This is a genomic window from Leptothermofonsia sp. ETS-13 (assembly GCF_049200465.1).
Lineage (GTDB): Bacteria > Cyanobacteriota > Cyanobacteriia > Leptolyngbyales > Leptolyngbyaceae > Leptothermofonsia.
In genome coordinates this window covers 3173505-3190879 of the sequence record NZ_CP120836.1, presented here as the reverse complement: position 1 = coordinate 3190879, position 17375 = coordinate 3173505, and the positions used below count along the sequence as shown (strand labels likewise).

Genomic DNA, 17375 nt, shown 5'->3' with positions numbered 1-17375 from the left:
ATTAGAGAGGAGTGGGGCGAAGCCCCAGCCAGGGGTGGAACCCCTGCGCCCCGTCCTAACCACAATGACTACCGCTGTACTACTGAGAATCCTCTGGTTTCAGTAGTTAAAGGCCAGCCAAATCAAGACTATCAAATCAAGACTATAGAGCTTGTATAGCTTGGGTTTTCTACTTTTTATCTTTTCTACTTTTTCATTTATCTTTATCTAATCATCTAATATGGGCGATACTGGATTCGAACCAGTGACCCCTTCCGTGTGAAGGAAGTGCGCTACCACTGTGCTAATCGCCCCAGAGCCGTTTTCAACCTTTGCGAAATTGCTTGCTGACTGTTTTCCCGGCTACTTGCGATCTCTAATCTTATCCTTACACAAGGATGCTGGCAACTACATGCTTTTTATTGGGGCCTTTTATCAGGTCAAAAAAAAAGAGGCTTTTGGGAAACATCCTCCAGTTTTCAGGCAACGGAAAGACGGCTGTGTTCTTGAACTCTTGAGCACTGTGGAATACAATCACACCGATTCACTTGAGGAATTTGAGATGAATAAGGGCGAACTGGTTGACAAAATCGCTGAGAAAGCCAATGTCACCAAAAAAGAGGCTGATGCCATTCTGACAGCCGCGCTAGATGTGATTACAGAAACCGTTGCTACAGGTGAAAAGGTCACTCTGGTTGGGTTTGGAACTTTTGAGTCAAGGGATCGGCAGGCCCGTGAGGGCCGCAACCCGTCTACGGGGAAACCCATTCAAATTCCAGCCACAAGAGTACCTGCTTTTAGTGCTGGCAAGCAGTTTAAGGATAAGGTGGTGAATCTTCATTAGAGTTGATTGAAAAGGAGTAGGAAATAGGGAACAGGGGACGTTGCTGAAAAGCAATATGAATCGAAACGAAGTTTCGAGCATGCTACACCTATTTCGTACTCAAATTCAGCAACGCCGAACGGGCTGATGGAGTGGATGGTTGGACGGGTGCATAGGGGCCAGGAGCTGGAGGTTAGGGATGAGAGTAAGTTGCTCCCCTTCCTCCCCCCTTACTCCCCCGCTCCCCTTTTCACCTCACTCCTCTCTAACAACTAACAACCAACAACTATAGCGTCCACAAATAGTTTGTGAACAAGGGGGGTGGGGGCGAGTCCCCCACGCAGGGGTTCCACCCCTGCACCCCGTTCAAATTGCAAGAAGGATCGCTATACCAGCTTCCTAATTACCAGCGGTTAGGAACCACTGAATTCCATTTAGGATGTAGGAGCAGCCAATTATCAGCATGGCGATCGCCGCTATCGTGGAAATTCTTTGAGTGTAGGGGGGGAGAGCTTTCGTACCTGTTTTGCAAGTCCAGTAAAAACTCCTGCTAGAAAAATAAGTCCGGTATAACCCAACGCATAGGCAAAAAGCATTGCAGCTCCCTGAATTGCGGAACGGGTGGCAGCAGCCATTGCCAAAACAGAAAAGAGGATTGGGCTGGCACAGGGAGTAATGACCAGTGCAAAAGACATCCCGACACCATAGGGGCCAGTAATGCTTGACCGAATTCTTTCCGCAATTGAGTTCGAGCTTCTTTGTAAAAAAGACAAATTCAATCGGCGGGAAAACGAGAACAGCAAGTTCAATCCCATACTAAGCATCAACAGCCCGATCGCAAGATAGATATAACCCTGGTAATCGATCAGAACAAAACCCTGAAAACCAGACAAGAGTCCAAGTAAAGTCAGAACTGTTGCCGTTCCCAGAACAAAAAGAAAGGACTTTTTGAAGGCATCTATGTGGGAGGTAAATTCCTGCGTTCCAATATAGGTCAGGTTAACGGGTAGCAGGGATAAGGTGCAGGGAGAAATGCTGACCACCAATCCTCCAATGAAGCAGGGAATCATAAGCAGCAAAGGATTGGAAGCATGAAAAGACTGCAACCAACTCCGGTAAGCCATTTGAAGATCGACCAGAATATCGACAACAGGTTGCGAATTTCCCAGAAAGAGGGTTATGAAAAAGGCTGCGATCGCTAGCATTGATCCCAAAACAAACTGGGTAGAATGCCCCGTCATCTCAGGGAGTTTTTTCATTTAAAGATTCCCCAAATTGCCAGAGGTCTGAGTATTGCTGGATGAGCTGAAACCGGAAATTGCCGCCAGCTCCTCTAAAGGCAGAATCGTTGGATAACGTTTACCACCAATCTCCCAGGTTGGAAAAATGCGAATTCCGATCTGTCTACACTCCGGGTAGGGATTGTTCCAGGGGCCACAGTTAACAACCCGTAGCTGTTGAAAAGCAACAGGGCCAAAAAACCTTTGCTGCTTTTTGCAATAGGTGCAATCTTCGGCGTCATAAAGAATTGCTCCCATCTGCTTTAAGTGAGAAGCAAGCGCAACTTCTGGAGACTGGGGAGATGTTTCGGGAGATGGCAGTTCCAAAACTCGATCATCTGCTGGGGTACTGCTCTGGACGTTATTTTGTTGTTCTTCTTGTTGATGAACGGGATTTTGAGTGCTATCTGAGGTATTGCGACCGTTGTCTTGAACATCCCCGTAGTTATTTCCATATCCGGGAACGCCGGAGCAACCTGCAAGAAAAGCGATCGCCATCACAGAGAGGAATTGGACTTTCATAGGAATCTCCGAGAAAACCAAGTATGGCGGTAGTCATTATGGTTAGGACGGGGTGCAGGGGTGGAACCCCTGGCTGGGGGCGAAGCCCCTACTCCCTCTCTCATTCCAATGTCCTAATACACCCGCGTAGAGTTACATCTGGGCCACCGACTCGACTTCAATAGACTACCAAGGTACAATTGTACTACCAATAGTCCACTTCCGCTCTGAGGAAAAGCTCAAATTAAGATTTTGCTCAATTCAAATTAAGACTTGGCTCAATGCTGAAAGTCATTGAGCCAAGTGAGTATTATAGTTAATGCATTACCATGATTTGTGATTTGCTGAAGCCCCTTCTGGTAAAGGTCTACCTTTGGGTTCGGGTAAGCTTGGGCGGCGATCGTAGGGGAGTGGAATGTACTGGACTGAAGGTCTTCCACCCTGGGGTTGGGGGTATAGTTCCATCAAGTTATAAATTGCGTTGGGTAGCCCTACAGTGATGGGTAATCCAATTTCGGTAGCTTCTTCAACCGTAATTGGATAATCGTGTGTGACTTGTCCTGTTGTTAGCGTTTGAATAATCGATTCAACTTTTTCCGGGTCAATCTTTGGTTGGGGGATGGTATCTTGCAACAACGTTCTGACAAATCGCTGTACCTGTCGAATCGCTTTACGAGACAGGTCTGCCATAATTAATGTTTCATCATCAATTTCACTGATCGGTTTATCTTCAACCACTTTCAAAACGCTGGCTGCCGGGAAATTACCGAGTTGTGGATCGACAGGACCAAGAACCGCATTGGCATCCATCACAATTTCATCAGAAGCTAAAGCAAGCATTGTACCACCGCTCATGGCATAGTGGGGGACGAACACAGTAACTTTAGCGGGATGGCGAATAAGCGCACGAGCAATTTGTTCCGTTGCCAGAACCAATCCCCCCGGCGTATGCAAGATGAGATCAATAGGTACATCGGGAGGAGTTAGACGAATGGCCCGCAGTATCTGTTCGGAGTCTTCAATCGTGATATAGCGAGAAAGGGGAATTCCCAACAGGCTGATGGATTCTTGCCGATGGATGAGTAAAATAACACGGCTTTGTCGTCGTCGCTCAAAATCTTTTATGGCTTTAATTCGCCGAAATTCTAGTTGACGACGCTGCCATACCGGTTGCAGCGATGAGATGACAAGAAAAATCCAGAAGAGATCAAAAAAGTTAAAGTTCACGGGAAGTAGTTTCCAAAATTACGAGGATGAGTAACACAGCAAATCAGTAGGATGATCATAGAAATAACACCTTAAGTATTAAGTAGCCAGGTGTAATTAAATTACAGGTGTAATTAAATTAAGATAATTTCATTAAGATAATTTCAAGGGCAATAAGATAATTTCAAGGGCAAAAGAAGTAAAACGTCTTGTCTGAAGGCGCAGCCCCACTCCCTCTGTACGACTAATGCCTCTGTACGACTAATGTACGATTAATGATAGTTACCTGTTTAGCTGAGATATATTCTCTCATTTCTGCCTTAAATCATTATCTACCTAGGGAATTATTGTGTAACTGTCTAGGTGAGTGTTGGTAACCACGTTTGCTGGAATTTGGCGATCGCCTCTTTTTTAACCTGACCTCTACCTCGATTCATGGCGCATTTCTGTAAGCAGTGAGCATATCAAAAATGACGCCACTGTGTTTGGGATCGTTAAATGCATCCTATCCATTGGAAATGTGAGCAAACTGCCATTCGGGTATTGGCCAGGTTAAAGCCTCTATTTTGTGACTGTAGTGATCAATGGTATAGTGTGGTACAAAGTAATACAAGTATACTTATCTATGACCTCCTCCTATACCATTGGTCATCGTTTGTCTGCTCGGCGGCCTGCTCGGCGAGTGAAGAGGTCTCAGCAGAATACTTCACGATTTGAGGCAAATCGATGGGTTCTCTTGATGCAGGCCGGTTGGGTTGCTATTGGGTTAATTGCGGTTGCTTCCTTTCCAGACATCAAATCTCTTTCTGCCAATCCCTTCATCCCACCCCAAACCGCTTTAACCTATCCCCTCAAGGCAACAGCCATTGTGGCGGATCCTGCCCTGCTGTTTGCCAATGGATCTGAATCACTCATCGCCCGCACGATTGGTCATGCCGAAGGCACCCGCGCTCCAGATGGCACCCGTACTCCAGCCTATTTTGGACATACAGATTCTGGTAATGGTGTCTGGAATTTGGGTAGCTTTTCCTTTCAGCATTGTCGTGAACTGCGCTATCGGTGTTCTACGCCTGAACAGGCCGATGCCTTTCAACTTCAGCGGTTAAAAACCCAGGCAGATTATCTGCGGCAGCGATCGCTCACCCTGAACTTAAAGATCAATCTGGAGGAGGAACTCAATGCCATTGATTTAGCTAATCAGGCACCGCTGGCCGCACTTGGTAAACCCGGTTATCCAGACTACCTGCAACAAGCAAAAAACCGGGGAAAGAAGGGTCAGGATGCGATTTTGGAAGCGCGGGTCTGGAGTTTTTGGAATCCTGAAACGAAACGTTGGGACGCGCCCGGATTGGGAAATACGGAAGCCAGCATTCGCCATGATCAAAAGCGTCGTATGCTGGCGATCGCGCGGGTGTTAGCCATTTATCAACCCCAGACCATTGCCCAATCTGCTCCTCAACGGCATACAAACGGGTTAGCCTCTAACAAACAAGCTTTAGAAAATCCCTACTCGTTCCAGACACAGCAAACTCAGTATCTCTGGTGGGATGCAGGTTATTGGGATGCAAAACTAGGGCGTGGACGTCAGGTGCCAGAAGGATTTGAGGTTACTTATGATGCAGGCTTCAGACAGGCAATGATGTTGCAATAGCTGATTGGGAGTTAGGAGTCAGGAGTCAGGAGTTATAGGAGGTAGGAGGCAGGAGACAGAAGAGAAAAGGATTCCAGATACGATTTTCTAACGGGAGGTGCTTTCGTTCTATTTTGGCGTTGGCGATAATCAATAAGGCTAGTTTGTGTCTAGTGACTGGCTTTTGTATCTAGTAACTGACTAAGGTAACTTCAATCCTCAACACTCCAGCACTACCATCTCTGCCATTTGGGTCATCCAGTGGTTGCACCTGCCGGGTAGACTCGGCGCGGGCCAGTATTGTGTATTTTCCTGGCTGATCGGGTTTCCACAGGTGCCGCCAGAGTGTCCACTCATGGGGGGAATCGGGATGATTTTGCTCTGCTGCTTGCCAGGTTTCCCCCCATCGGTACTGACCTGGACCTGCTGAATAGGGCTCGATTGGTCTAACGCCACCCCGGCAATGAGGATGCCCTGCTCCTATCCGGCTTCGCCCGATCTGGTTAGGGTCACCTGGCGATCGCCATTCCAGACCCGATGCTTTTGCACCTGGCGAGTCAGCGCATGGGTGGGAATAGTGGCTGTGTTAGACCAACCCTGCCGCTCCCAATAGCCGTATTTTTCTTGAGTTATAGCTTCCAGCTTAACCAGCCATTTCGGCTGCTTTTGCCCAAAGTAACCGGGAATAATGATTCGTACTGGAAAGCCGTGTTCTTTCTTCAGCGGAGCCTGGTTCATCCGGTACACCAGCCGCACATCGGGGCACTGAAGTTCGGCCACCGGCAGGGTGGTTTCGTAATAATCGGCTCCATGCATCATGAACTGGACCGCTTCTGGCTTCACCCCTGCCCGCTGTAGAAATGGCAGGAGGGGAGTGCCCGTCCATAAAGCATTCCCAATCAGGTTACCACCTGTGGGGTTGCCGATGCACTCCATGGTTAGGTAAAAATCTTCCTGGGGAGCCGCCAGGATTTCCTGAAAAGCAGGATTTCCTGAAAAGAGAGTTTGAAGGGGTTTTCAACTGCACCCTCAATTGCCAACTGCCAGCGGTTCTCATCCAGTTCAGGCGGTAGCGCATAGGACTGGACATAGAATTCATCCAGGCGGGTAATCAGGTGTTGAGGCAGGGGTTCTAGAGAGGCGATCGCGTCAAACTGAAACAATGGATTGGGCGAAGCTTTGCCACAGGCCGGGATAAAAGTAGCGGCGATTAAACCACCAGAGGCTTGCAGGAGACGTGTGAGGGCTTTGCGGCGTTTCATAGTAATGTTGAAGAACTGCAACGATTTTGAAGCAAACAGGGCGGTTTGGTTGCGAAATCAGAATTTTGCGCTATGCTTTCTCATTTGAGACGGCGTCAAAGACGGATTAAAGACGGATTAGATGTTATAGCAGTAGCCATCCGCTAACCCCTAGCCCATCCTGCCTGCTATAACTCTGTTTTCCTTTAGCTTCCTGAATTTGTCGTTAAGATGGCATTAGAGTTTCGAGGCAAGCCTGTGACTACTGAAAAGCGCAATCGCTGGATGATTAATGTGGTTCTGATTTTGGCGGTGATCTCCTTCATTGGGTTTTCCATCATCCCATTGATTGAAGGGGCTTTGACTGCTAGCCAAACGCCAAAGGCGAGTCCTTCACCAAGCCAGACCGCCAGTTCAATTCCCAATCGGGAGCAGTTACAAAAACAGGCAGAGGGATATGAACTTGTCTTGCAACGGGAACCCGATAACCAGACTGCGCTACGAGGGCTATTAGAAGCCCGTCTGGGCATGGGCGACGTCAAAGGCTCGATCGCCCCCCTAGAGAAACTGGTAAAACTTAACCCCAATCAAACCGATTACGCCATTCTGCTGGCCCAGGCCAAACAACAGCTTAACGATCTGGAAGGGGCGGCCCAAACCTACCGCGATATTTTGAAGGTAAAACAAGGCAACATTAAGGCCCTGGATGGTCTGACTACCCTGCTCTTACAGCAGAAGCGCCCAGAAGCTGCCATTGGTCTACTGCAAGATACTTTGAAGACTGCCCCGAAAGCCAACCAGATTGAAGCAGGTAGTGTGGATGTGCCATCGGTTCAACTCTTACTGGGACGGGTCTACGCTGAGCAGAAACGGTACGATGAAGCGATCGCCATGTATGACGAAGCTGCCAAGAGTGACGAGAATGACTTCCGTCCAGTTCTGGCAAAGGCGATCGTGCTGAAGGCTCAGGGCAAGACCGACGAAGCCAAACCCCTATTTAATAGTGCAGCTAACCTGGCCCCTGCCCAATACAAAGATCAAATTAACGAGTTGGCCAGTAGCTCAACTTCCATAACCACCACACCCCCATCAACGGCCCCCACCCCGACCTCCGTTCCAGCATCGCCGTAAAAGCCATTACAACTGTCGCCAGGTTGCTTAGGACATTGGCTTTAAGAGCGTGGCTCCTGTCCTAAGGTTGGTGATTATAGTTAAAAAAAGGAGGAGATGAATCTCCTCCTTAATCTTTGAACCCACATGGAAAAATTGAATGCGTATAATTGCACTTTCTTAATCAGCCAGACTTACATCAGGCAGACTTAATAAGCCAGACCCATGCTGCGGGTTGTTTCGGCACCCAGGTAAACCCGGATGCTCAGAAAATCAGTAGGGCAGGCAGTTTCGCACCGCTTGCAACCTACACAGTCCTCAGTTCTGGGAGATGAGGCAATTTGACCCGCCTTACATCCATTCCAGGGAACCATCTCTAGAACATCAGTGGGGCAGGCACGAACGCATTGGGTGCAACCAATGCAGGTGTCATAGATTTTGACCGTATGAGACATGTTATGAAGGGCTCCAAATGATCGCTTGACACTATTGCAGTATCTATCGCCAGTAGCTTCAGCAGTAAAAACTTACTGCTAAAGCTTTAGAGTCAAGGCTTAGTTTACATCACCGTCTGAACCCTATTAGACGAAAGGCTGTAAAACTTCAAAGATTGTAATACTCTAGGCAGAAAGGGGGCTCCTGACTTTCCAGTGAAAGAGTTGTTTGATGCTCCTCGTTCCTCTCAAACAAAATTCCTGGAATATGGTTTTGTTTTGGTGACAGGCTTCACTTGTTCATCAACTCTTTAGGGAGAGTTTTTTAGAAACGGGGCTCTGATTCACTGAAACCCTGATTTCCTCGACCCCTTTTCCAGGATTGCCACAGAAAAATTGACAAATCTCCTTTAGAAAAACCGAAGGAAGTACCAGTGAACAAGAAGTAAAGATCTAGTCATGCAACTGCTATCTTCTTTAAAAGAGGCTAAATCTTATACATTATAAGTCGATAGGGGTGCAACATCCCAACACTACACACCAAGCTCAACAACCCCTATGGTGTTCTCATCTGGCGATCAGACAGATTTACAGGCAGCAAGTTCGGCAAATTCTGTCGTTCCGGGAAAGCCAAGAACAGACTGGGCTAGCTACCTGGATGTCGAACAGGTCTTTCGACTGATTGATAGTATTCTTCCCTTTGAAGCATGCCTCTATCATCAAATTCTGCCCCTTGGGTTGGAGGGAAGCCGTCTGAGGCTGGGTATGGTTAACCTGGAAGACACTTCAGCCCTCGATTATGTCCGCCGAATTCTGGCATATATGAACTGCTCTCTGGTGCCTCAAACAATTGCCTCGGACATTCACCATGCTACGCTTTCAGCCTATCTAAACTACACTGGCAACCAGAAGAAACCTGTTAGCCCACGTACCAGTTCCCCATCGCAGTCTGTTGCCCACTGCATCGAGCAGAAGCTGGAGCAGAAAGCGACAAAATCCGATACTCCTGTAATCGGCCAAAACAAGAAAGATGAAGACTCGGCTATCCGAGATCCCCATTCCCACCCCACGTTGCTGGTAGACAGCCCGGAGGATTTAAATTTTCAGGATCTCGACGTTTCAGATCCCCAGGCTCCACCGCCCGCAGTTCTGTCCAATGAAGATGGCTCTCAACAACTTGAACCGTTTAACGACCATCTCAACGGGCAACAGACTACCTTCATTCTAAAATCTGATCCACCACCTGCTGAAGCACCGCCCAAAGTTCCATCTCCCGTTGATTCTTTACCGAGTTTAGAGATTCATACCAAACACTTGTCTGATCCTATCGAAGTTTTGGCAAAACTGCCCCCCTCTGAACTGCTTCAGGAAATTTTGGGGCGTGTTCTTCTGAGCGGGATCGGACGCCTGTACCTGGAACGTCAGCCAAGCAACGCTCGCATTCTATGGAGTCAAAATGGAGTCTTGCAATCGGTTCTTGAAAATCTCCCTGTAGAAACCTTTCAGGGTGTTATTAACGAATTGAAGCTCCTGACTCGGTTGCCTTTGCTTCCAGTCCAGAAACCCAAACAGGTTGAAATTGAGCGACTCTACCAGCGCCATCGGCTGTTGTTGCGTTTTCGGGTGATGCCTGGTAACTATGGCGAAGAAGCCACTGTGCAGGTGCTGCGTGGTGCGGCGCTTAAGTTTTACCAGCAGCAACAGTTAGCCAATCTTAGCCGGGATGCACTCAATATCGCCCAGGACCTTCAGCAAAAGGTTAATGAGATCCGTGTGCGGACACGCTTCTACCCTATGCTGACGGCTGATCAGTTGAGCATTCTGCCTGCTTTAGACAAAGTTCTTAAGAGTGTAGAGCAGCAGTTGGATGCCCTCAAAGCTCTGCAACTGGCGGAAGCTCAGAGAGAAGAGGAATGAGAATGACGATAGCGATCCTTTTTGAAATTTGAACGGGGTGCAGGGGTGGAGGGCCTTTCTGGTCTTAGGCGATCATATTCCCTCAGAAGAAGTCCCAACAAAAGGGTGGGGTGGCCTGCCATGCGGTGTCAAGTTTCTGGAGTAGGGTAGGGTCGCCTTCGTACTCGATTTCGCCCATCCAGAGTAGGTCTGTTGCCCGTCGAACTCCAAAAAATAGCTCAGTCAGGTGTTCGATTGAAGTTTTGAGGGTGTTGACTGGTGATTCCTTGAGGTTGATTATGCGGTTGTTGGCAAATTCTGCGGCGATCGCCCGCTCCCCAAATACCGGATCGGTTACCTGAAAAGACAGGGCAAAGGTTGCCCCTGGGCGAATTGAGCGCAACTCAAAAGCTCGCTCCAGATCGACGAGCCGCCACATAAAGCCGCCACCAATCTCTCCAAAGCGATGGGTAATCCCAAATTCAAAGGATGTAGAGGGTAGGGCCGGGTCCCGTCGCTGTTCCTTTAGCAGGTGGGGAAAAATGTCTTCGGGAAAGGTGTTCCAAACCACGGTTGAAACTTGATCGCGTAAGGATCCCAGAAATCCCAAAATTCCTCGATAAGCAGAGGCCGTCAGAGCAATCCATTCCTGCACAACCACGGCTAGCACTTTGTAGGGGGGTTCCAGGTAGGCAAATTGGAGGATAAGGTAGCCCTGTAGCTCGCCTGCTTCGCTGTAGCTGTAGATTTCCCGTCCGTTGCCCGTTTTTAGCTTATCTTCCCACTGCCAGGGGCGGCGTTGAAACCATCCATTGTGCTGGGCAGCGGCTTTTTCGTAAACCGATTGCAGTGCTTGCTGCTGGGAGGGGTTATAGGGAAGGATGTTAGTTCTTTCCTTAAAGGCTGGAATGTGATGGGTAGACACCCGGTATTGATAGGTTCGTTCAACCCAGGCCCAGCCTAACTTGCGGTAAAAGCCATGCTGGAAGGGATAGAGCGTCATGAGTGGCAGATGTTGCTCTTTTCCTATCTTTAACGCATGTTCCAGCATCAGCCGGGCAACTCGCTGCCCTCTGCGGTGTGGGGCAACGGCGACTGCGGCAAGTCCCATAGCCGGAAAGGTTTGCCCCTCAAACCAGATGTCAAAGTCAATTTGAGCATAGCCGCCCACTCCCTGCCCGGTTGTGTCGTCAACCGCCAGGAAAAGTTTGCGGCCAGGAAGGGCGATCGCTCCATGAAACCAATCCCGCTCAATCTCCTCATTCGAACTCAAAGGCGAAAAGGCGAGTCTGTCAAGATTGACAATCTGAGACAGGTCACCGTCTTGAGCCGGGCGAAGAGTAACTCCGGGTAATTGAGCCATAGTGATCTGATAGTTAGACGGGTAATCTGATAGTTAGACGGCCGCGATCGCAGGTTCTTCTGCCCAGCGACCCACCGCTTTACCAATCACCGCCATCTCTACCATCAGCGAATCAAACCGTTCTGGTGTAAGCGATTGCGGACCATCCGATAACGCTTTCTTGGGGTTGGGATGCACTTCAATCATAAGGGAGTCGGCTCCAGCCGCGATGGAAGCCAGCGCCATTGACGGTACATATTCCCACTTCCCGGTACCGTGGCTGGGATCAATCATGATCGGTAAATGAGTGAGGGCACGCAGCACTGGAATTGCAGCCAGATCCAGGGTATTACGGGTGTACTTGCTATCAAACGTGCGAATCCCTCGTTCACACAAAATCACATTTGGATTTCCAGCAGCAAGGATATACTCTGCGGCCATCAGCCACTCTTCAATCGTGGCAGACATGCCCCGCTTTAATAAAATTGGCTTGTCCTGCGCACCCACTTTCTTCAACAGCGAAAAGTTCTGCATGTTGCGGGCACCAATCTGGATCACATCGGCAATCTCTGCCAGGGGTTCCAAGTCTGCGGCATCCATCAGTTCGGTAATGATGCCTAATCCGGTTGCTTCTCTGGCGGCTGCTAGCAAATTCAGCGCGCTTTCCCCATGTCCCTGAAAGGCATAGGGAGAGGTTCGGGGCTTGAAGGCACCCCCCCTCAAAAATTTCGCTCCGGCGGCTTGAACACGCCGTGCGGTTTCCACAATCATCTCCTCGTTTTCCACCGAGCAGGGACCAGCTACAACAATGAGGGGATGATGCTCACCAAAAGCAACCAAACCATTGGGAGTAGGAACCAGGACTTCACTGGCTTCCCCATTGCGATACTCCCGGCTGGCCCGCTTGTAAGGTTTCTCAACCCGCAGTACTTCCTCAATCCAGGGGCTGGCTTCTTGAATTTGCAAAGGGTCCAGTTCAGCCGTTTCGCCTACCAGGCCAATCACCACTTTGTGCCGACCCACAATTTTTTCAGGAACAAGTCCCCAGGCTTTGAATTCGCCCATGAGGCGGTTTACTTCGTCCTCAGGAGAGCCAACCTTCATAACCACAATCATGGCGAATCCTTTTTAAGAATCAGGTTTTTCCTTAGTAGAGCGCCAAGAAGTCGTCAGACGGGCAAAATTTGTTCTAAATTCCTGCCAACCGAACCAGGAACCAAGGCGGTCTTCATCCCAGGAAGCTGATAGTGCCCCATAGCTTAATCCCAGAACACCCAGGCCAAAGAACCCCATGTTGATCAACAGAACGGCGACATGGGGCAATTTGTACCAGTGCTGCGAAATCACGATGTAGCTAATCACCAGGGTCAGCATCCCCAAAGATGTAGGGATGCCGCAGAAAAATGCCATCCGACGAGCCATCCGGCGACTGATCACTTCGGGAATAGCTGCCGCTTTTCTAGCCACTGATTTCGCATCCGATGAGTCGTCTTTGGCGTTTATGGTGACAGTGGAAGCCGCTTTCTTAGGAGGCTTTTTGCGATTTTGAGCTGGCTCAAAGGGTAACCGCTTTTCAGATGCCGGTTCATTAGCAGAGGCTTTGCCGTCACGCTTTGGCTCTTTTGAGGACTTCGCGGACATATGCTTGCCTTCTCCTTAACCGCGAATGCCTAACCGGGTGATCAATGCTCGATAACGGTCCTGGTCATGCTTCTGAATGTAGGCCAGAAGGCGCTTCCGTTGACCTATCATCCGCAGCAGACCCTGACGGGAGGCGTGATCCTTTTTGTTCGATCGCAGATGTTCACTTAGCTTATTAATGCGTTCGGTCAGCATGGCAACCTGAACGTCAGCCGAGCCGGTGTCGGTTTCGTGAATCTGATACTCAGAGATGATTTCTTGTTTGCGCTGTTGCAGCAGAGCCATTGGATGGTTTTGATTGTGTCAATAATTTTGTTAGCAGTCTACAATCTTACCACAGGCAAGAGGAGGCGGGGAGGTTTTAGTTGTTAGTTGTTGGTTGTTAGTTGTCAGAGAAAGGGGATGGGTTAGGGCTCCATTACCCCATCACTCCTACTGCCAGACAAACACCTTGGCTTCCCATTCGCCTAGGTCGGTCATCAGGTTACCGTCCACTGCATCTACGTCGTAGTTGCCCGTCCATTCGTGCCAGGTGCCGTTGGTGGGGAAGTTGGGGATGGTGTAGCTTGCCAGGAAGTTGTCGGAGAAGTTGGCAACTACCACGACACGGGAACCTTCGTCATTCCAGCGGGTGTAGGCGAGGACTCTGGCTTCGGGGTTTTCGTGAAAGAATTCGATGTTTTCGGTGTAGAAGGCGTGGTTGTTTTTCCGCAGATGGATCAAGCCTTTGTAGTATTCAAGCAGGTTGCGATTCAGGTCGCCATCGAGCAGGGTCCAGTCAATTTTTGCCTGGTCTGGGGTTTTTGTACTTGTATTCGCCAAATTCTTCGCCCATCCAGATCAGGGGAACACCCATCGTGGTCATCACCAGGGCTGCACCCAGTTTGCGGCGACGGAAGGCGGCTTCGCCTAAAATGCCGCGATCGCCCAGTTCTGCCATGACATGATTGTGGTCGTGATTGGTCAGATAGTTCACGACATTGGTGACACCCATAAACCCCTGCCGTTTGGCATCCAGCACATCTTTTAGCTGTTCCAGATCGAAGGTTTCGCCAATAATGTGGGCCAGGACGCAGTGATAGAAACTGTCATGCCAGCAACCGTCCATAGGGCCATCCACATTGGTAATGCTGGGGGTTTCGGGGATGTGTTCGGCAATGTTGTAGAACGGCTTATTGCCTGCGGTCTTCTTGGCTTCCTGAACGATCCAGTGCATAAAGTCATGATTCGCAATTTGCCGAGCGGCGTCGTAGCGAATGCCATCAATGTGAAACTCTTCAATCCAATAGCGGACGGTGTCACCAATAAAGCGGCGGGCTGGGTAGGTGTCCAGATTTTCGTCGTAGTGTTCGTAGTTGAATTCTGGCCCCCAGTTATTATCGGGATCGCGGGGCTCGTGATGGTAGCAGTAGTCGTGGTCAATCTGGGTCAGAGGAGATGAGGCTTCGGAGTGGTTGTAGATCCCATCCATAAACATGCGAATACCGCGAGCGTGGCACTCATCAATTAACTGTTTTAGTTCGGCGGTGGTGCCGTAGCTGGTTTCAGTGGCAAAGAAATACCGGGGATTGTAACCCCAGCTATAGTCGCCGGGGTATTCTTTGACAGGCATCAGTTCGATCGCGTTAATCCCCAGTTCGCACAGGTAATCCAGCTTTTCAATTACATGCTTGTATCGGCCTCGTGGTTTTGGGTCATCCTCACCGCCAGAGAAGTCTGCTACGTGCAATTCATAAATCACCAGAGCATGATCGGGAGGCAGCGGTTTGTCATTGTTCTGCCAGACATAGGTATCGACAATCCGTTGCCCGTCCTTAATGCGAACAATCCCGTTTTCTTCAGAGCGACTGCCATCAATGTCAGTCGTGTAGGGATCGGTAATACTCACCCACCGATCAGGCTCAAAGAACCAGCTTTTGGACTGAACCCGAAACTTATATTGATAAACACCGTCTTCTAAATCGACTGTGGTTCGGAAAAACCCTTCTTTGTCTTTTTTCATCGGGATGTCTTCCCAATTGGAGAAATCTCCAATCAGGGTTGCGCCTTCGTTATAAGGAGCAAATAACTTGAATTCTATAGGGCTTGCTATATTACTCCTGGGAACGTAAGTTGGGTGAGAAGTAGATGGTTGCATTGTCTATTTTTTGTCGCGGCAGGGCATCTCGCTAATGAGAGAACCTTTTATTGTTTAAAGTACTTGTCCATGCCTTGAGGCGTAAAACTTCAGGAAGGGGTTGGCTGATTTCATGTGCTTTTCAACACGGTCAAGAAATGAATGATGGATTTACCCGGGTTCTTGCTTTTACGATCGCCGTTCTCTTACCGGGACAATACACGGTGCCCAATCGGGCAAATGCCAGCGTCGAAAATCCTCCCAACTCAGAGCAGGTACTTGCCCAGGCAAGGCAGAGTCCGGGGATTTGTCCAGCCCAGTTAACGGGAGCGATCGCCCCTATTCTCAACCGATCTGCCGTTAGAAGCGCTCGTTGGAGCATTCTGGTTCAGACGCGATCAGCCGATGCAGGCAACCGTCAAACACTGTTTGCTCGCAACCCATCCACTCTGCTGATTCCTGCCTCCAATATCAAGCTGTTTACCACAGCAGCGGCATTAGCAAAGTTGGGGCAACATTACCAGATCCGGACTTCAGTTACTGGAAATCCGACTGATTCTTCCCTGGAAACCCTCAGAATTGTTGGTCGCGGCGACCCCAGCCTGACTACTGCTCAGCTCAATACGCTGGCACAGCAGTTAAGCCAGAAAGGAATTCGGCAGGTCAACCAACTAATTGGTGACGACACTTATTTTCGTGGAGATGCGGTGAACCCCAACTGGGACCGGGAAGATACCCTGGCAGGCTATGGTGCCGCGGTGAATAGCCTGATTTTGAACCAGAATGCGATCGGCTTTACGCTCTTTCCCCAACGGGTTGGACAACCCCTGCGAATTCAATGGGATGATCTCAACGATGCCCGCCAGTGGCGTGTGGATAATCGCTCAATCACCGTTTCCGCTAATGGTGAAGAATACGTCGATGCTTACCGAATTGGCAACCAGTTTGCCATGCGGATTGATGCCCAACTGCGGGCAGGTTCGGAGCCAGAACCAACTTCTGTTTCTGTGCCCAACCCCGGCAACTATCTGGTGCAGAAGTTTCGCACGGCACTTGCTAATGCTGGAATTGACGTAACAAACTCGACGCTGGTAAGAACAACGGTGACGCGATCGCCCGAAACCGAACTGGCATTTGTCGAGTCCCCGTTGCTCCGCGATCTGCTAATTGAAACCAACCAGGAGAGCAATAACATCTATGCCGAAGCGTTGCTGAAAACCCTGGGTAAAATACAGAATCCCAATCACTCCAATGCAACTGAGAGCGGAATTGCAGCAGTGAAAGCAGTTTTAACACAAATGAGAGTAACTCCCAAAGGTTACAGCATGGTAGATGGCTCCGGTCTGGCAAGCCGTAACCGGGCAAGCGCCGAAGCACTGGTACAGACCCTCCAGGCCATGACCCAGTATCCAGAGGATTCTCAAGCATTCCGCAACTCACTGCCAGTTGCTGGAGAAAACGGCACATTGAAAAAGCGCTTCCGCAATACGCCTGCCCAGGGGAGATTGGTGGCTAAAACAGGATACATTTCAGGCGTGGTTTCCCTCTCTGGATACCTGGCTCCCCCCAACTACACGCCACTGGTGTTGAGCATGATTGTGAATCAATCGGGAGGTTCGGTATCAGCGATGCGGGGTGCGGTAGACGATATTGTGTTGGTGCTGACTCGCTTAAGAGAGTGCCAGTAGATCAGCCGAACTTACGCATCGAAACTGCACTAAGCTAAACTCAATACGGCTCAATTTTTTTGAATCATGTTGCCTTTCTCCTCAGACGCAATACAAGCTTATCAAGCCCATTTCAGGCAGCGCCAGATTCGAGATGCTCTCATGCAACATGATTCCGTTAGTGCAACCTGCCCATAGTCCCGAACTCAACCTATTGAACGGTTTCGGCAATGGCTGAAACAACTGCTGAAAAATCAGCTATTTCCTTCCTTGCAAGCGTTACGAGAATGAGTTCAAGACCTGTTTGATCAACTGACGATGGAACAAGTAATGTCGGTTTTGTTCTACAGCTTTATTTTAGAAGCACTTTTCTATGTAGCTTCACATTATTTCTATGTAGCTTCACATTAAATTAGTATCAGAAATTCAACAATGGAAATCGCTCAACCCGAATTAGAACTTGACAGTAGCAATCAATTCATTCTGGGCGTGGTTCATATTGTTGTTTT

General features: G+C 49.2%; 18 protein-coding genes and 1 tRNA gene. 5 read left to right on the top strand and 14 right to left on the bottom strand.

All coding sequences use genetic code 11. From position 1 onward, the window contains the following. Positions 1–221 precede the first annotated feature (221 nt). Positions 222–293: transfer RNA gene (locus tag P4D80_RS14460), tRNA-Val, on the bottom strand. A 248-nt stretch (positions 294–541) separates the two neighbouring features. Between P4D80_RS14460 and P4D80_RS14455 the strand changes: the two genes are divergently transcribed. Next, positions 542–823, top strand: coding sequence for an HU family DNA-binding protein (locus P4D80_RS14455; protein WP_421654706.1), 282 nt, complete (start codon positions 542–544; stop codon positions 821–823). A gap of 455 nt (positions 824–1278) precedes the next feature. On the opposite strand, the gene P4D80_RS14450 is transcribed toward P4D80_RS14455, so the two are convergent. The 3 genes from P4D80_RS14450 to P4D80_RS14440 form a co-directional block, all read right to left on the bottom strand. Further along, a complete protein-coding gene (locus P4D80_RS14450) occupies positions 1279–2061 on the bottom strand; it encodes a cytochrome c biogenesis CcdA family protein (RefSeq protein WP_421654705.1) in 783 nt (260 codons plus the stop codon). Next, positions 2062–2604 carry a hypothetical protein gene (locus P4D80_RS14445; protein WP_421654704.1) on the bottom strand — a complete coding sequence of 181 codons (543 nt, stop codon included), beginning with the start codon at positions 2602–2604 and terminating at the stop codon, positions 2062–2064. A 303-nt stretch (positions 2605–2907) separates the two neighbouring features. Further along, a complete protein-coding gene (locus P4D80_RS14440; protein WP_421654703.1) occupies positions 2908–3810 on the bottom strand; it encodes an SDH family Clp fold serine proteinase in 903 nt (300 codons plus the stop codon). A gap of 604 nt (positions 3811–4414) precedes the next feature. On the opposite strand from P4D80_RS14440, the gene P4D80_RS14435 reads away from it, so the two are divergent. Then, positions 4415–5440, top strand: a complete 1026-nt coding sequence (locus P4D80_RS14435) for a hypothetical protein (protein WP_421654701.1) — start codon at positions 4415–4417, stop codon at positions 5438–5440. 198 nt (positions 5441–5638) lie between these two features. Here the strand turns inward: P4D80_RS14435 and P4D80_RS14430 are convergent, their stop codons facing one another. Genes P4D80_RS14430 through P4D80_RS14420 form a run of 3 tightly spaced genes read right to left on the bottom strand, consistent with a single transcriptional unit; the run spans position 5639 to position 6681 of the window. Continuing rightward, positions 5639–5875 carry a hypothetical protein gene (locus P4D80_RS14430; protein WP_421654700.1) on the bottom strand — a complete coding sequence of 79 codons (237 nt, stop codon included), beginning with the start codon at positions 5873–5875 and terminating at the stop codon, positions 5639–5641. Between the two features lie 24 nt (positions 5876–5899). Beyond that, a complete protein-coding gene (locus P4D80_RS14425) occupies positions 5900–6355 on the bottom strand; it encodes a molybdopterin-dependent oxidoreductase (protein ID WP_421654698.1) in 456 nt (151 codons plus the stop codon). 2 nt (positions 6356–6357) lie between these two features. Beyond that, a complete protein-coding gene (locus tag P4D80_RS14420; RefSeq protein ID WP_421654697.1) occupies positions 6358–6681 on the bottom strand; it encodes a hypothetical protein in 324 nt (107 codons plus the stop codon). A 237-nt stretch (positions 6682–6918) separates the two neighbouring features. On the opposite strand from P4D80_RS14420, the gene P4D80_RS14415 reads away from it, so the two are divergent. Then, positions 6919–7791: a tetratricopeptide repeat protein gene (locus P4D80_RS14415; RefSeq protein WP_421654696.1), complete on the top strand. Its 873-nt coding sequence runs from the start codon at positions 6919–6921 to the stop codon at positions 7789–7791. 188 nt (positions 7792–7979) lie between these two features. Here the strand turns inward: P4D80_RS14415 and psaC are convergent, their stop codons facing one another. After that, positions 7980–8225 carry a photosystem I iron-sulfur center protein PsaC gene (gene psaC, locus P4D80_RS14410; protein WP_106255483.1) on the bottom strand — a complete coding sequence of 82 codons (246 nt, stop codon included), beginning with the start codon at positions 8223–8225 and terminating at the stop codon, positions 7980–7982. Positions 8226–8762: 537 nt separating this feature from the next. Here psaC and P4D80_RS14405 point away from each other — a divergent pair. After that, positions 8763–10121 (top strand): hypothetical protein, encoded by a 1359-nt coding sequence (locus P4D80_RS14405; RefSeq protein WP_421654695.1) that lies wholly within the window; start codon positions 8763–8765, stop codon positions 10119–10121. A gap of 82 nt (positions 10122–10203) precedes the next feature. Here P4D80_RS14405 and P4D80_RS14400 read toward each other — a convergent pair whose 3' ends face one another. The 6 genes from P4D80_RS14400 to P4D80_RS14375 all read right to left on the bottom strand — a co-directional run bounded on the left by P4D80_RS14400 (position 10204) and on the right by P4D80_RS14375 (position 15220). Further along, positions 10204–11463: a GNAT family N-acetyltransferase gene (locus P4D80_RS14400; protein ID WP_421654694.1), complete on the bottom strand. Its 1260-nt coding sequence runs from the start codon at positions 11461–11463 to the stop codon at positions 10204–10206. Between the two features lie 33 nt (positions 11464–11496). Beyond that, positions 11497–12558 (bottom strand): 3-deoxy-7-phosphoheptulonate synthase, encoded by a 1062-nt coding sequence (gene aroF / locus P4D80_RS14395; RefSeq protein WP_421654693.1) that lies wholly within the window; start codon positions 12556–12558, stop codon positions 11497–11499. Positions 12559–12570: 12 nt separating this feature from the next. Then, a complete protein-coding gene (locus tag P4D80_RS14390) occupies positions 12571–13083 on the bottom strand; it encodes a PAM68 family protein (RefSeq protein ID WP_421654692.1) in 513 nt (170 codons plus the stop codon). 15 nt (positions 13084–13098) lie between these two features. Further along, positions 13099–13368: a 30S ribosomal protein S15 gene (gene rpsO / locus P4D80_RS14385; RefSeq protein WP_421654691.1), complete on the bottom strand. Its 270-nt coding sequence runs from the start codon at positions 13366–13368 to the stop codon at positions 13099–13101. 147 nt (positions 13369–13515) lie between these two features. After that, positions 13516–13905, bottom strand: coding sequence for an alpha amylase C-terminal domain-containing protein (locus tag P4D80_RS14380; protein ID WP_421654690.1), 390 nt, complete (start codon positions 13903–13905; stop codon positions 13516–13518). Then, positions 13862–15220, bottom strand: coding sequence for an alpha-amylase family glycosyl hydrolase (locus tag P4D80_RS14375; protein ID WP_421654689.1), 1359 nt, complete (start codon positions 15218–15220; stop codon positions 13862–13864). The genes P4D80_RS14380 and P4D80_RS14375 overlap by 44 nt, the downstream gene beginning before the upstream one ends. Before the next feature lie 137 nt (positions 15221–15357). Here P4D80_RS14375 and dacB point away from each other — a divergent pair, with 137 nt between their 5' ends. Continuing rightward, on the top strand, positions 15358–16887 hold the full coding sequence (gene dacB, locus P4D80_RS14370) for a D-alanyl-D-alanine carboxypeptidase/D-alanyl-D-alanine endopeptidase (RefSeq protein ID WP_421654688.1): 1530 nt from the start codon (positions 15358–15360) through the stop codon (positions 16885–16887). Positions 16888–17375: the final 488 nt, after the last annotated feature.

Coding starts and splice junctions, on each gene's coding strand:
- P4D80_RS14390 (WP_421654692.1), bottom strand. CDS start 13,083: ATGTCCGCGAAGTCCTCAAAAGAGCCAAAGCGTGACGGCAAAGCCTCT.
- rpsO (WP_421654691.1), bottom strand. CDS start 13,368: ATGGCTCTGCTGCAACAGCGCAAACAAGAAATCATCTCTGAGTATCAG.
- P4D80_RS14445 (WP_421654704.1), bottom strand. CDS start 2,604: ATGAAAGTCCAATTCCTCTCTGTGATGGCGATCGCTTTTCTTGCAGGT.
- psaC (WP_106255483.1), bottom strand. CDS start 8,225: ATGTCTCATACGGTCAAAATCTATGACACCTGCATTGGTTGCACCCAA.
- P4D80_RS14435 (WP_421654701.1), top strand. CDS start 4,415: ATGACCTCCTCCTATACCATTGGTCATCGTTTGTCTGCTCGGCGGCCT.
- P4D80_RS14375 (WP_421654689.1), bottom strand. CDS start 15,220: ATGCAACCATCTACTTCTCACCCAACTTACGTTCCCAGGAGTAATATA.
- P4D80_RS14400 (WP_421654694.1), bottom strand. CDS start 11,463: ATGGCTCAATTACCCGGAGTTACTCTTCGCCCGGCTCAAGACGGTGAC.
- dacB (WP_421654688.1), top strand. CDS start 15,358: ATGAATGATGGATTTACCCGGGTTCTTGCTTTTACGATCGCCGTTCTC.
- aroF (WP_421654693.1), bottom strand. CDS start 12,558: ATGATTGTGGTTATGAAGGTTGGCTCTCCTGAGGACGAAGTAAACCGC.
- P4D80_RS14405 (WP_421654695.1), top strand. CDS start 8,763: ATGGTGTTCTCATCTGGCGATCAGACAGATTTACAGGCAGCAAGTTCG.
- P4D80_RS14455 (WP_421654706.1), top strand. CDS start 542: ATGAATAAGGGCGAACTGGTTGACAAAATCGCTGAGAAAGCCAATGTC.
- P4D80_RS14420 (WP_421654697.1), bottom strand. CDS start 6,681: ATGAAACGCCGCAAAGCCCTCACACGTCTCCTGCAAGCCTCTGGTGGT.
- P4D80_RS14450 (WP_421654705.1), bottom strand. CDS start 2,061: ATGAAAAAACTCCCTGAGATGACGGGGCATTCTACCCAGTTTGTTTTG.
- P4D80_RS14425 (WP_421654698.1), bottom strand. CDS start 6,355: ATGGAGTGCATCGGCAACCCCACAGGTGGTAACCTGATTGGGAATGCT.